The sequence below is a fragment of the Phenylobacterium sp. genome (assembly GCF_030645195.1).
GTDB lineage: Bacteria > Pseudomonadota > Alphaproteobacteria > Caulobacterales > Caulobacteraceae > Phenylobacterium.
Window position 1 is genome coordinate 31,128 of sequence record NZ_JAUSLW010000017.1, and the last position, 11,970, is coordinate 43,097.

The 11,970-nt window shown below is 69.9% G+C and carries 11 protein-coding genes; 5 read left to right on the top strand and 6 right to left on the bottom strand.

Annotated elements, in window-relative coordinates:
• Positions 1-32 precede the first annotated feature (32 nt).
• Both Q7T09_RS01570 and Q7T09_RS01575 read right to left on the bottom strand, forming a co-directional pair.
• Positions 33-2,183, bottom strand: a complete 2,151-nt coding sequence (locus Q7T09_RS01570) for an amylo-alpha-1,6-glucosidase (protein ID WP_304697207.1) — start codon at positions 2,181-2,183, stop codon at positions 33-35.
• A gap of 11 nt (positions 2,184-2,194) precedes the next feature.
• Positions 2,195-3,259 (bottom strand): glycosyltransferase family 4 protein, encoded by a 1,065-nt coding sequence (locus Q7T09_RS01575; protein ID WP_304697208.1) that lies wholly within the window; start codon positions 3,257-3,259, stop codon positions 2,195-2,197.
• Between the two features lie 148 nt (positions 3,260-3,407).
• On the opposite strand from Q7T09_RS01575, the gene pgl reads away from it, so the two are divergent.
• From pgl to eda, 4 genes are read left to right on the top strand one after another with little or no spacing between them, the layout of a single operon-like run.
• Positions 3,408-4,082 carry a 6-phosphogluconolactonase gene (gene pgl / locus Q7T09_RS01580; RefSeq protein WP_304697209.1) on the top strand — a complete coding sequence of 225 codons (675 nt, stop codon included), beginning with the start codon at positions 3,408-3,410 and terminating at the stop codon, positions 4,080-4,082.
• A gap of 18 nt (positions 4,083-4,100) precedes the next feature.
• Complete coding sequence (edd, locus tag Q7T09_RS01585) at positions 4,101-5,915, top strand: phosphogluconate dehydratase (RefSeq protein WP_304697210.1); 1,815 nt, start codon at positions 4,101-4,103, stop codon at positions 5,913-5,915.
• The gene (glk, locus tag Q7T09_RS01590; RefSeq protein ID WP_304697211.1) at positions 5,912-6,886 is read left to right on the top strand and encodes a glucokinase; all 975 of its coding nucleotides are present in this window, start codon (positions 5,912-5,914) and stop codon (positions 6,884-6,886) included. Before edd ends, glk begins: the two co-directional genes overlap by 4 nt.
• Positions 6,883-7,503, top strand: a complete 621-nt coding sequence (gene eda / locus Q7T09_RS01595; RefSeq protein WP_304697212.1) for a bifunctional 4-hydroxy-2-oxoglutarate aldolase/2-dehydro-3-deoxy-phosphogluconate aldolase — start codon at positions 6,883-6,885, stop codon at positions 7,501-7,503. The genes glk and eda overlap by 4 nt, the downstream gene beginning before the upstream one ends.
• Here eda and Q7T09_RS01600 read toward each other — a convergent pair.
• The 3 genes from Q7T09_RS01600 to Q7T09_RS01610 are packed head-to-tail and all read right to left on the bottom strand — an operon-like array spanning position 7,500 to position 10,124.
• On the bottom strand, positions 7,500-8,177 hold the full coding sequence (locus tag Q7T09_RS01600) for a GNAT family N-acetyltransferase (RefSeq protein ID WP_304697213.1): 678 nt from the start codon (positions 8,175-8,177) through the stop codon (positions 7,500-7,502). The genes eda and Q7T09_RS01600 overlap by 4 nt on opposite strands.
• A gap of 4 nt (positions 8,178-8,181) precedes the next feature.
• On the bottom strand, positions 8,182-8,961 hold the full coding sequence (locus Q7T09_RS01605) for an enoyl-CoA hydratase/isomerase family protein (RefSeq protein WP_304697214.1): 780 nt from the start codon (positions 8,959-8,961) through the stop codon (positions 8,182-8,184).
• Positions 8,958-10,124: an acyl-CoA dehydrogenase family protein gene (locus Q7T09_RS01610; RefSeq protein ID WP_304697215.1), complete on the bottom strand. Its 1,167-nt coding sequence runs from the start codon at positions 10,122-10,124 to the stop codon at positions 8,958-8,960. The genes Q7T09_RS01605 and Q7T09_RS01610 overlap by 4 nt, the downstream gene beginning before the upstream one ends.
• 173 nt (positions 10,125-10,297) lie before the next feature.
• Here Q7T09_RS01610 and Q7T09_RS01615 point away from each other — a divergent pair, with 173 nt between their 5' ends.
• A complete protein-coding gene (locus tag Q7T09_RS01615; RefSeq protein ID WP_304697216.1) occupies positions 10,298-11,515 on the top strand; it encodes a CaiB/BaiF CoA-transferase family protein in 1,218 nt (405 codons plus the stop codon).
• Positions 11,516-11,690: 175 nt separating this feature from the next.
• On the opposite strand, the gene Q7T09_RS01620 is transcribed toward Q7T09_RS01615, so the two are convergent.
• Positions 11,691-11,970, bottom strand: a 280-nt coding sequence (locus Q7T09_RS01620; protein WP_304697217.1) for a Zn-ribbon domain-containing OB-fold protein, incomplete at its 5' end; no start/stop codon positions are given.

Here is an 11,970-nt window from a genome sequence, read left to right on the forward strand (position 1 = left end):
CATGGGTCGTTCAATCTTGAACGATCGGTCGGTCAGCGGATCTTGACCGGGACGCCGGTGCGGCTGCGGGCGTGGACCGCCACCTTGCCGGAGGAGCGCTCGAACAGCAGGTTGACCCGGGCCTCCCCCACCCTCAGGCCGTCGACGGACAGCCGGTCGATGCCGATCGGCAGGTGCGGATCGACGATCTCGATCTCGCCGTCGGCGCCGTTCACGCAGATCCCCAGGCAGGCCTGCAGCATCATGAACACCGAGCCCGCGGCCCAGGCCTGGGGCAGGCAGGCCACCGGATAGTTCACCGGCGGCTCGCCGGCGTTGCGCGGGAAGCCGCAGAACAGCTCCGGCAGCCGCATCTCGAAGCTGGCGGCGGTCTCGAACAGGCCCGAGGTCAGGTTCACCACCCCGTCCCGCTCGCCATAGCGCGACAGGCCCATGGCGCAGACGGCGGTGTCGTGGGGCCAGACCGAGCCGTTGTGATAGCTCATCGGATTGAAGCGGGCCTCGCCGGTGGCGAGCGTCCGCAGGCCCCAGCCGGACTCGAACCGCGCCGACAGCAGCTGCTCGGTCACCTTCCGCGCCCGCTCCGGGGAGGGCAGGCCACAGAATAGCAAGTGGCCGGGATTGGTGGTCCGGGTGCGGCAGAGCTCGCCCTCCCCATCGATGGCGATGCCGTAGAACTGCTGGTCCTCCATCCAGAACCTCGCCTCCACCGTCTCGCGGATGTGCTCGGCCCGGGCGGCCCAGCGGTCGTGGCTCTCGTCGTCCTCGCGCAGACGGGCGAAGCGGGCCATGGCCCGGTAGGCGGAAAACGCGTAGCCCTGCACCTCCACCAGGGCGATGGGCCCATCGGGGAAACGTCCGTCGGCGTGGAAGACGCTGTCCTGGCTGTCCTTCCAACCCTGGTTGGCCAGGCCGCTCTCCTGGCCTCGGGCATAGTCGATCAGCCCGTCGCCATTTGTGTCGCCGAAGTGCTCCATCCAGGCGGTGGCCGCCAGCAGGGCCGGCCAAAGGTCGTCGATCAGGGCCATGTCGCCGGTGCGCTCGGCATAGGCGCCGGCGAGCGCTACGAACAGCGGCGTGGTGTCGACCCCGCCGTAGTAGCGGCCGAAGGGCACCTCGCCGAGCGCCGGCATCTCGCCCTTGCGGGTCTCGTGCATGATTTTGCCGGGCGCTGAGTCGCGGAAGGCCGAGACCTCCTCGGCCTGGTGCGCGGCCAGATAGGTCAGCACCCCCTTGGCGAGCGAGGGTTCGAACCACAGGATCTGCCAGGCGGTGATGATGGCGTCGCGGCCGAAGGCCGTGGAGAACCAGGGGATGCCGGCATAGGGATAGGGGCCGGTCTCCATGCGGGTGGTGAGCAGGGCCAGGTCCGCGCGGGACTTCTCCAGCCATTCGTTGAACAGCCGCCCCGAGCTCTTCAGCCGCGCCCCGTGCCGGCGCCGCGCGCGCATGTCCCAGCGGGCGCGGGCCGCCCCGTCCCGGAACCGCTCGCGGCTGGGGATGTGGCCGTCGGTGGCGCCGATCTCCAGATAGAGCTCTAGATGTCCCTCCGGCGCCAGGGAGTACATGAACTCCGCCCGCTGGGCGTTCAGCCGGCCGGGCGGGTCGGAGAAGGCGATGACGCTAGCCCGCTCGACCTGGTCGAGCCCGACATAGCCAAACCGCACCCGGCGCCCGTCGATCTGCGGCGGCAGCATCTGCCCGCGCCGGGCGCGCGTCATGCCGCGCACCTCGAACATGTCGTGGAAGTCGGCCCCGAACTCGATCACCAGGGGCAGCAGCACCACGTCGCGGCTGTAGTTGGTGCAGGAGATGCGCTCATAAAGCCGCTCCTCCCACAGGAACCGCTTGCGCTCGATGTGCAGCACCCCGGGGGGGCCCACTGGGCCGCCGGGATAGGGCAGGGCCTGGTTGGCGCCGTTGAAGGTGAAGAACACATTGTCCTGGGCGATGGCCGCCGACAGCAGGGACGGCGGCTTGCCCCCCAGCAGCACGCGGAACCGCGACAGGATGCGGGTGTCGTTGTGGAACAGGCCGTCGCCGGACCCCAGGATGTCGCCATAGGAGTCGGCCACTACGAAGGTGTCCTTGTCCTTCAGGGCGTGCAGCCGGTGCGGGGTGCGCGGCTCGACCGACTCGCCCAACTCCACCGGCGCGTCCGGGGCCGGCGCGAGATCGTCCATGTCTTGGTGCCTCAGGCGGTGGCGGCGAAGGCGAAGTCCTGGCTGAGCGGTGCGCCCAGCCGGGCGTAGAGGTCAAGATAACGTCGGGCCATGGCGGTGGCCGAGTATCGCAGTTCGAACTGCTGGCGCACCTTGTGGCGATCCAGGCCGCCCAGCCGGCGGACGGCGTCCACCGCCTCGTCGTCGGTGCGCACGATATAGCCGGTCACGCCGTCCTCGATCACCTCGGGCACCGAGCCACAGGCATAGGCCACCACCGGCGTGCCGCAGGCCATGGCCTCGATCATCACCAGGCCGAAGGGCTCGGGCCAGTCGATGGGGAACAGCAGGGCGTCGGCTCCGCCCAGGAAGGCGGACTTCTCCTCGTCGCCGATCTCCCCGACGAACTCGATCAGCGGCTCGGCCAGGATCAGCGGCTCGATCTTCTCTTGGAAATAGCGCTGGTCGGCGGCGTCCACCTTGGCGGCGATCTTCAGCTTCATGCCCAGGCGCTTGGCGATGGCGATCGCCCGGTCCGGACGCTTTTCCGGCGAGATCCGGCCCAGGAAGGCGAGGTAGCCCTCCGGCTTGGCGTGGAAGTCGTAGATGTCTGTGGTCATGCCGTGATGGACGGTGCCGGCCCAGTTGGCGAAGGCCAGCGGCTTGCGCTGGTCGTCGCTGATGGACACCAGCGGATATTGCGGCCAGCGCTCGTAGACCCCGGCCAGATCCTTCAGGTCGAGCCGCCCGTGCAGGGTGGTGATGGTCTTGTCGGCCATGTCCTCGAAGAAGGGGAAATGGATCATGTCGGTATGGAAATGGATGACGTCGAAGTCGGCCGCGCGGCGGCGGACCTCCGACAGCATCGACATGTGGGCGGCCAGGTCTGATTTCAGCGGCGCCGGGTCCAGGCGGATGGCCTGGTCGCGCACGGTGACCACCCGGGCCTTGGTCCGCGCATCGGCGCTGGCGAACAGGGTGACCTCGTGGCCCAGCTCCACCAGGGCGTCGGTCAGGTGGGAAACCACCCGCTCGGTCCCGCCATAGAACCGCGGCGGAACGGCTTCATACAGAGGCGGAACCTGGGCGATTCTCATGGCGCGCGATCCTGTTCTGGGGGCGAGTCTCCGCCGACGCCGGGAGAGGCCGCGCCTGCAAAGGCATAGCTCCCGAGCTCGCGGGAAAGTTCCGCATCCGAACGCTGTTTTTGCGATCCGTCCGCGCCGCGCCGCGTTATGGGCGGGTATGATCGAGTCCTTCCCCGACGAGGCGGCCCTGGCGGACGCCGCGAGCACCGCCACCGTAGCCGCCTTGAGCGCAGGCCTCGCGGCGCGCGGCCACGCCAGCCTGATCGGCACGGGCGGCCGTTCCCCGGCGCCGGTCTATGACGCCCTGAGCGGGGCCGACCTGGACTGGGGGCGGATCACGGTCAGCCTCTCCGACGATCGGTTCGTTCCGCTGACTTCGCCAGACTCCAACGAGCGCCTGGTGCGCGAGCGCCTGCTGCGGGGCTGCGCGGCGGCGGCCACCTTCCTGTCCCTCTATTCCAGCGTCCCCACCCCGGACGCCGCCGCCGAGATCGCCGAGCCCCATCTTCGGGCGCTCGCCCCCTTCGACATGTTGTTCCTCGGCATGGGGGAGGACGGCCACATCGCCTCCCTGATCCCCGGCAGCCCGGTGATGGATCAGGGCCTCGATCCCGCCGGCGAACGCTTCGTGATCGGCGTTCCGGAGGGCGTCGGCTCGCCCCCAGTCGCCCGCATCAGCCTGACCCTGCGCGCCCTGCTGCAGGCCCGCGCCACCCTGGTCCTGATCCGCGGGGCGGTGAAACGCCAGATCGTGGAGGCGGGCTCGGGACTGCCGGTGCACGCCTTTCTCAAACAGGCTACAGCGCCCGTGCGCGTCCTCTGGGCGCCGTGAGTTTCAAGGAGCCATCCGATGCATCCGGTCACCGAAGCTGTCACCGCGCGCATTGTGGCGCGCAGCCGCGAAAGCCGCGCCGACTACCTGTCGCGCATGGAGGCCGCCCGCCATGCCGGCCCCGGCCGCGCCAAGCTGTCCTGCGCCAACTGGGCCCACGCCTTCGCCGCCTCCCCCGACGGCGACAAGCAGCGGATGCGCGATCCGCGCGCTCCGAACGTGGCCATCGTCTCGGCCTATAACGACATGCTCTCGGCCCACCAGCCCCTGGAGCGCTTCCCCGAGATCATCAAGGCCGCCGCCGAGGCCATGGGCGGCACGGCCCAGTTCGCCGGCGGGGTGCCGGCCATGTGCGATGGCGTCACCCAGGGCCGCCCCGGCATGGAGCTCTCCCTGTTCAGCCGCGACGTGATCGCCATGTCCACCGCCGTGGCCCTCACCCACGACGCCTTCGACGCGGCCCTGATGCTGGGGATCTGCGACAAGATCGTGCCGGGCCTGACCATCGGGGCGCTGGCCTTCGGCCACCTGCCGGTGATCTTCGTCCCCGGCGGCCCCATGACCTCGGGCGCCTCCAACGCCGAGAAGGCCCGGGTGCGCGGCCTCTACGCGGAGGGCAAGGCCACCCGCGACGAACTGCTGGACATGGAGATGAAGTCCTATCACGGCCCGGGGACCTGCACCTTCTACGGCACCGCCAATTCCAACCAGATGATGATGGAGATGATGGGCCTGCACCTGCCCGGCGCGGCCTTCGTCACCCCCAACACCCCCCTGCGCGACGCCCTGACCTCGGCGGCGCCCCAGCGGGCCATCGCGATCGCCGACGGGACCAACGCCTATGCGCCGATGTCGGCGGTGGTGGACGAGAAGTCGATCGTCAACGCCATCGCGGGCCTCCTGGCCACCGGCGGCTCGACCAACCACACCCTGCACATCGTGGCCATGGCGCGGGCCGCGGGCGTCATCGTCGACTGGAGCGACTTCGACGAGCTCTCCAAGGTCACGCCCCTGATGGCGCGGGTCTATCCGAACGGCAGCGAGGACGTGAACGCCTTCCACGCCGCCGGGGGCATGGCCTATGTGGTGCGCGAGCTGCTGGACGCCGGCCTGGCCCACGAGGATGTCACCACCATCGCCGGCCCCGGCCTGCGCCGCTATCAGCAGGAGCCCTTCCTTGAGGGCGGCAAGCTGGTCTGGCGCGAGGGGCCCAACGCCTCCCTCAACCTCGACATCCTGCGTCCCGCCAACGATCCCTTCCAGCCGGAGGGCGGTATCCGCCTGCTGTCGGGCGGCCTGGGCCGCGCGGTCATCAAGACATCGGCGGTGAAGGACGAGCACCTGATCGTCGAGGCCCCGGCCATCGTCTTCGAGGACCAGGACGACCTGCTGGAGGCCCACAAGAAGGGCGAGCTGAACCGCGACTTCATCGCCGTGGTCCGCTTCCAGGGCCCGCGGTCCAACGGCATGCCCGAGTTGCACAGCCTGACCCCGGTGCTCGGCGTCCTGCTGGACAAGGGGTTCAAGGTGGCCCTGGTCACCGACGGGCGGATGTCCGGCGCCTCGGGCAAGGTGCCCGCCGCCATCCACGTCTCGCCGGAGGCCGCCATGGGCGGGCCCCTGGCCTTCGTCCGGACCGGCGACTTGGTTCGCCTGGACGCCCATGCCGGGGTGCTGGAGATCCTGGTCCCCGCCGCCGAGCTGGCCTCGCGGCCCCCGGCGACCAAGCCCGCCGCCGCCTTCGGCTATGGCCGTGAACTCTTCGGCGCCATGCGCCGCGCCGCCGGACCCGCAGAGGCCGGCGCCTGCACCTTGTTTGGGGACGCCGCGTGAAGACTAACTATACCGGCCTGGTGGGCGACGTCGGGGGCACTAACGCGCGCCTGGCCCTGGTGGACGACGCCGGTCATATCCGTCACCCAAAGACCTACGCCGCCGCCGACTTCGGCGCCCTGGGCGAGGTGATCGCCCAGTACCTGGAGACCACGGTAGGCCGCCGCTGTCCGCCGCGCGCCGTCCTGGCCGTGGCCGGTCCGGTGGTGGACGGGGAGATCGAGTTCACCAATCTGGCCTGGCGGATCTCCGAGGGCGAGCTGGTGGGGACCTTCGCCTTCGAAGCCGCCCAGCTGCTCAACGACTTCGCGGCCCAGGCCCTGGCCGCCCCGGCCCTGGACGCCGACGACCTCAAGCCCCTGGGGCCGGTGCTGAAGGGGACCGAAGGCGCGCCCCTCGTCGTGCTGGGGGCGGGCACCGGCTTCGGGGTGGCGGGCCTGGCCCGCTCCGACCGCGCCGACGTTCCCATCGCCACCGAGGGGGGACACGGCGCCTTCGCCCCCTATGACGACCTGGAGGCCGAGGTCCTGGCCTGGTTGCGCAAGATCCATGGCCGGGTCTCCATCGAGCGGGTGCTTTCAGGCCGCGGCATGTTCGAACTCTACCGGGCGCTGGGCGAGATCCGCGGCGTGGCGACCGGCTTGGCCGACGAGAAGGCGGTGTTCGCCGCCGGCCAGGCGGGCGACCCCTTCTGCTCGGAAGTCCTCGATCGCTTCTGCGGCATCCTGGGGTCGGTGGCCGGCGACCTGGCGCTGACCTTCGGCGCCCGCGCCGGGGTCTATGTCTCCGGCGGCATCGCCCCGCGCATGGTGGACCGCCTGAACAGCGGGGAGTTCCGGCGTCGCTTCGAAGACAAGGGCCGGCTTTCCGACTATACGCGCGATATCCCCACCTCCCTGATCGTCCATCCCTACGCGGCTCTGGTGGGGGCGGCCCGGGCGCTGAAACAGTTGGAAGGAAACCGGCTTTGACCCTGCAGGAAATCCTCAAGCTCGCGCCGGTCGTCCCGGTCCTGATCATCGAGGAAGAGGTCCACGCGGTGCCGCTCGCCAAGGCCCTGGTGGCCGGCGGGCTCTACGCGCTTGAGGTCACCCTGCGCACACCGGTCGCCCTGGAATCGATCCGCCGCATCGCTGGCGAGGTCGAGGGTGCGGTGGTCGGCGCCGGCACCATCACCACCGCCTCGGCCCGCCAGTCGGTGGCCGACGCCGGCGCCAAGTTCGGGGTCAGCCCCGGTCTGATCGAGGGCGAGGGCTTTGACGGCCCCGTCCCCCTGCTGCCCGGGATCGCCACGGCGACCGAACTGATGTGGGGCCTGCGGGCCGGCTACAGCCACTTCAAGCTGTTCCCCGCCAATATCGTCGGCGGGGTCGGCGCCCTGAAGGCCTTCGCCAGCCCCTTCCCCCAGGCCACCTTCTGCCCCACCGGCGGGGTCAGCCTGGAGAACGCGCCGGACTACCTGGCCCAGCCCAACGTCATCTGTGTCGGCGGTTCCTGGGTCGCGCCGATGGACGCGGTGCGCGCCGGCGACTGGGGCCGGATCACGGAGCTGGCGCGGGCGGCGTCGCAGCTCGGCAAGGCGGCTTAGCCGCGCCCCAGCACCGTCGCCGTCACCTCGCGGCGAATCTCGAACCCCAGCGACTCATAAAGCCGGATCGCCCCGGTGTTGCTGGCGTAGGAGTGCAGGAACGGCGTCTCGCCGCGGGCTGTGATGCGCCCGGCCACCACCTGCATCAGTCGGCCGGCATGGCCGCGGCCGCGATGGTCGGGGTGGGTGCAGACGCCGCTGACCTCGGTAAAGCCCTGCGGCCGCATCCGCTCGCCGGCCATGGCCACCAGCCGCCCGTCCTGCTTGATCCCCACGAAGGCGCCCAGCCGGTGGGTGGCCTCGAGGAACGGACCCGGCTCGGTCAGGGTGGCCAGGGCCAGCATCTGCGGCGCATCGGCCTCGGTCAGATCCTCGAAGGCGAAGTCCGGGTCGCCCGGCTTCGGTTTCTCCGCCACCATCTGGGCGCAGACCGCCGCCTTCAGGACGGCGACGCCAGGCGGGGGCGTGAAAGGCTCGGCCTCCACCACCCAGAGACTGCCGGCCACCGGGATCAGCTCGCGAAGGGCCGCCAGGTTCTCCGGCGATCCGTCGGCGGCCGCGCCGAACACGTTGTAGCGCGGGTCGAACCGCAGGGCCCGGCCGTCCCCCAGGGCCAGGTCCCGCTGGCGCGTGCTCAGCGTGCTCCAGACCGGCCGATCCAGCGGGTGGGCCATCGCCCTAGCGGCCCTTGAAGTTCCCGACCCGGCGCTCCGACACCGCCCGCACGCCCTCCGCATAGTCCTCGGTCGCCCGCAGCAGGGTCTGCTGACCATGCTCGTGGATCGTCTGTGCACGGACGGCGGCGGCGAGATCGCCGCGCAGGGTCTTGCGGGTGGCGATGACGGCCAGCGGCGCGTTCTCGGCGATCTCCAGGGCCAGGCGGCCGGCGGCGGCCCGCAGGTCGGCGAGCGGCGCGACCTCGTCCACCAGCCCCCAGGCGAGCGCATCCTCGGCCTTCACCCGGCGGCCGGTCAGGAACATCAGGTTGGCCCGGTGCTCGCCGATCAGCCGGGGCAGGGTGTGGGTCAGGCCAAAGCCCGGATGGAAGCCCAGCTTGACGAAGTTGGCGGTGAACCGCGCCTCGGGCGCCGCCACCCGGAAGTCGCCGACGAGGGCCAGGCCCAGGCCCGCGCCGACGGCCGCGCCCTGCACGGCCACCACGATGGGGGTCTCGATGGCGTAGAGCCGCACGGCCTGGTCGTAGAGGCTGCCGATGCCCCCCATGCCGCTGCCGGCGATGCCGTCGCTGGCCACCAGGTCGGCGCCGGCGCAGAAGGCCTTGCCCGCCGAGCACAGCACCACCGCCCGGGTCTTGCCGTCGCCGTCGATCCTCTCCAGGGCCTCGGCCAGGTCGGCCATCAGCTCGACGGAGACGTGGTTGAAGGGCGGCCGGTCGATCTCCACCGTCGCCACATGGCCGTCATGGGTGACCTTCAGGTGGTCGTAGGTGGTGCTCATCGTCTCGTTCCCATCAGGTTGCGGGCCACCACCATCCGGTGGACTTCCGAAGGCCCGTCATAGATTCGCATGTTGCGTACCAGCGAGGCCATCAGCTGCAAGGGCATTTCCTTGGTCATGCCCATGGCGCCGAAGCATTGCATGGCGTTGTCGATGACCTCCCAGGCCATCTCGGTGGCGAAGACCTTGATCATCGAGATCTCGCTGCGCACATCCCGGCCCTGGTCGAGCTTGGCGGCGCAGTCATAGGTCATCAGCCGGGCGGCGTGGATCTTGATGGCCGCGTCGGCCGCCCACCACTGCACCGCCTGGCGGTCCGACAGGGGCTGGCCAAAGGTCACCCGCTGCGGCGCGTACTCGCACATCATGTCCAGCGCCCGTTGCGCCAGGCCGATGCACCAGGCCGCCATCTCCATCCGCCGCGTCCCCAGCCGCACCTGCATGGGCGCGAAGCCCTGGCCCTCGGTCCCCAGCAGCTTCCAGCCCGGCACCCGGCAGTTCTCCAGGACCACCTCGTAGGTCATGGCCCCGCCGATCATCGGGATCTTGCGCAGCACCTTGAAGCCCGGATTGTCGCCGTCCACCAGGAAGGCGCTCATGCCGCCGCGGGCGCCCTTCTCCTTGTCGGTCACCGCCATGACGATGGTGAAGTCGGCCTCCGCCGCGCGGCTCGTCCAGATCTTTCTTCCGTCGATCACCCAGTCGTCGCCGTCGCGCACGGCCCGGGTCAGCATGCCGGCCGGGTCGGCGCCGGCGCCGGGTTCGGAGATGCCGATGGCGCTGATGGTCTCGCCGCGCACATAGGGGGCAAGATAGGCCTCGCGCTGGCGCTCGGTCACCGTGGCCATCAGCATCCGCAGGTTCGGGGAATCCGGCGGCAGGGTATAGGGGGTCACCGTCGAGCCCAGGGCCTCGTTGACCGCCACCAGGGCCACCTGGGGCAGGTCGGAACCCCCCACGTCCTCCGGCGCGTCCAGGCCCCAGAGGCCCAGGCGCTTGGAGACCACGTCGATCTTCTCGCGTTCTTCCGTGGTCAGACCCACGCCCTTGCCGGCGGCCTCGCGCGCCAGGACGGCGCCTTCCAGCGGCATGAGTTCGTCGCGGACGAATTTCTGCACCAGGTCCTTGAGCATCCGGTGCTCTTCGGAAAGTTCGAAGTCCATGGTCCGCCCTCGACGCCTGTTGTTTCGGCCTTGGGCGGAATTAGCGGGGTTGCCGCTCCGGACGGCAAGGGCGGGGTGAAAATTCCTTGGCGCGGCGCCCCCGGGTCACCTCTTGCGCCGACCCCGACTTCGGTGATCTTCCAAGACCCACGAGACCACGGGGAGCCTCAGACGTGACCGACACCATGAAGTTGGCGGACAAGGCCACCGGCCCCCTGGCCGGCATCCGCATCCTGGACCTGACCAGTGTGGTGTTCGGCGCCTACGCCACCCAGATGCTGGGCGACCAGGGCGCCGAGGTCATCAAGCTGGAGGACCCGGGCTCGGGCCGCGGCGACGGCGGCGACATCATGCGCTGGGCCGGCCACGTGCCGGAGGATTGCCCCCGCGACCTCGGCCCCATCTTCCTGACCATCAACCGCAACAAGCGCTCGGTGCTGATGGACATGCGCGACCCCGCCTCGCGCCCCCTGCTGGAGGCCCTGATCAAGAGCTGCGACGTCTTCGCCGTCTCGGTCCGTTACGAAGGCCTGAAACGCCTGGGCCTGGCCTATGAGGACGTGAAGGCCCTGCGGCCCGACGTGGTCTATGTCCACGCCGCCGGCTATGGCTCGGACGGCCCCTATGCCGGGGAGCCGGCCTATGACGATTTGATCCAGTCGGCCTCGGGCCTGGCCGACCTGCTGCCGCGCACCGACGGAAACCCCACCCCGCGCATCCTGCCGACCCTGGTGGCCGACAAGGTCTCGGGTCTGTTCATGTGCCAGGCGATCACCGCGGGCCTGCTGCACAAGGAACGCACCGGACAGGGCCAGTTCATCGAGGTGCCGATGCTGGAATGCGTCACCAGCTTCAACCTGGTGGAGCACCTCTACGACCACACCTTCGAGCCGCCCACCGGGCAATGGGCCTATCAGCGGGTGGCCAATCCCAACCGCAAGCCCTACCAGACCAAGGACGGCTACATCGGCCTGCTGCCCTATACCGACAAGCAGTGGGACCAGTTCTTCGCCGCCGCCGGCATGGGCGAGACCTTCGGCAAGGACCCGCGCTTCTCCGACTACGCCACGCGGGCCAAGCACATCGGCGAGCTCTATGGCCTGGTCGGCGAGGTGACCCAGACCAAGACCACCCAGGAATGGCTGGACCTGCTCAAGCCGCTGTCGATTCCCATCGTGAAGACGGCGCGGCTGGATGACCTCCCCGAGGATCCGCACCTCAAGGCCGTCGGCTTCTTCGAGCGCTACGACCACCCGCACGCGGGCCCCTACAACGCCATGAAGCCGCCGGTGAAGTTCACCGGCTCGCCCTCCAACATCCGCCGCCACGCGCCAAGGCTGGGCGAGGACACCGCCGAGGTGACGGCGGAGATGGGATTGAAGGCGGAGTAGGGCGCCAGATCCTCCCCCAGGCGCGGAGCGCCGATGTGGGGGAGGTGGCAGGCGGCGTAGCCGGCTGACGGAGGGGGATCGACATCGTCGACATCCCTTCGACCCCAAACAAGAGTCAAAGTCCCCCTCAGTCAGCTTCGCTGACAGCTCCCCCAGAGGGGGAGCATCTTTCGTCTTAGACCGGCGAGAACACCGGGACGGGCGGGCCGCCCTCGGTCGCCTGGAACTTGACCTTCACCTTCTGGCCGATGGCCAGCTTGGAAAGGTCGCAGTCCACGAAGTTGGTCAGCACCGCCGGGCCCTCGTTGAGGGTCACATAGCCGATGGCGTAGGGGCCGGTCGGCGAGCGGTGCATGGTGGAGTAGGTGTAGATCACCCCTTCGCCCGGGCTCTCTTCCCAGACGGTGTCGTCGGAGAAGCAGAAGGGGCAGAGCGCGCGGGGATACCAGTGTGGC

What these genes read in the sequence shown, in the direction of transcription:
- pgl (WP_304697209.1), top strand. Translation starts at nt 3,408, where the DNA reads ATGATCGAGTCCTTCCCCGACGAGGCGGCCCTGGCGGACGCCGCGAGC.
- Q7T09_RS01570 (WP_304697207.1), bottom strand. Translation starts at nt 2,183, where the DNA reads ATGGACGATCTCGCGCCGGCCCCGGACGCGCCGGTGGAGTTGGGCGAG.
- edd (WP_304697210.1), top strand. Translation starts at nt 4,101, where the DNA reads ATGCATCCGGTCACCGAAGCTGTCACCGCGCGCATTGTGGCGCGCAGC.
- Q7T09_RS01600 (WP_304697213.1), bottom strand. Translation starts at nt 8,177, where the DNA reads ATGGCCCACCCGCTGGATCGGCCGGTCTGGAGCACGCTGAGCACGCGC.
- Q7T09_RS01605 (WP_304697214.1), bottom strand. Translation starts at nt 8,961, where the DNA reads ATGAGCACCACCTACGACCACCTGAAGGTCACCCATGACGGCCATGTG.
- Q7T09_RS01575 (WP_304697208.1), bottom strand. Translation starts at nt 3,259, where the DNA reads ATGAGAATCGCCCAGGTTCCGCCTCTGTATGAAGCCGTTCCGCCGCGG.
- Q7T09_RS01610 (WP_304697215.1), bottom strand. Translation starts at nt 10,124, where the DNA reads ATGGACTTCGAACTTTCCGAAGAGCACCGGATGCTCAAGGACCTGGTG.